The sequence below is a fragment of the Arthrobacter sp. B0490 genome (assembly GCF_002929355.1).
In the GTDB taxonomy this organism is placed as follows: Bacteria; Actinomycetota; Actinomycetes; order Actinomycetales; family Micrococcaceae; genus Arthrobacter_D.
The window spans coordinates 1-771 of sequence record NZ_PJIR01000070.1 but is presented as its reverse complement, the minus strand read 5'-3'; the positions used below and the strand labels follow the sequence as shown (position 1 = coordinate 771).

At 62.3% G+C, this 771-nt stretch carries 1 protein-coding gene; it reads right to left on the bottom strand.

Going from position 1 to position 771, the window contains the following annotated elements; genetic code table 11:
- Positions 1-178: 178 nt before the first annotated feature.
- Positions 179-771 (bottom strand): DMT family transporter (locus CXQ97_RS20800; RefSeq protein ID WP_146069734.1); only part of this gene is annotated, 593 nt, incomplete at its 5' end.

Genomic DNA, 771 nt, shown 5'->3' with positions numbered 1-771 from the left:
CTGCGGCGCGGCGATGGCTGCGGCGGTCCGTCTGGCTGAGCGTCCAGAGATGCAGGGCAAGAACATCGTGGTGATCCTGCCGGATTCCCGCGAGCGCTACTTATCCAGCATGCTGTTCACCGACATGTTCAGCGAACAGGAACTGGTGCAGTGATGCGGTGCGACGCAGCTGAGCAATTCAGCTGCGTCGCAACTGCGCCGTTGGCCGTGTGGTAGGCGCCTGGCGCAGAATCAACCACAGCGCGAGCGCGATTAGCGCACCGCCCTGGACGTAAGCCCAGGAAAGTGGCTCATCAAGAAAGATAACGCCCCACAGCACGCCAAATGGCGGGATCAGGAAGGTCACCGTCAGTGTCTTGACCGGTCCGATATCCGCTAGCAAGCGGAAGTAGAGGATGTAGGCGAACGCCGTACAGACCAGCCCCAGACCCAGCAGACTCAGCCAGACTGTCGAATCGCCCCAGTTCACCGGCGGCGCATTCAGTAACGACAGTCCGAACAATGGCAACAGGCACAGTGTCGCACCGAGTTGGCTACCGAACGCGACCACCTCGCTGTCCAGGCCTTCGCCCTGGTTGATCCAGCGGCGGGTGAGAAAGCCGCCGAAGCCATAACAGGCGGTGGCGCCCAGGCATGCCAGTGCGCCGAGCAGCAGCTCCGTGTCGAATGGCACCGGCCCGATTCGCATCAGCAATGCCACGCCGCCGAGCCCGCTGAAAACGCCGATAATCTTGGCGAGCGTCAACTCCTCGGTGAAGAACAGAGCGCCGA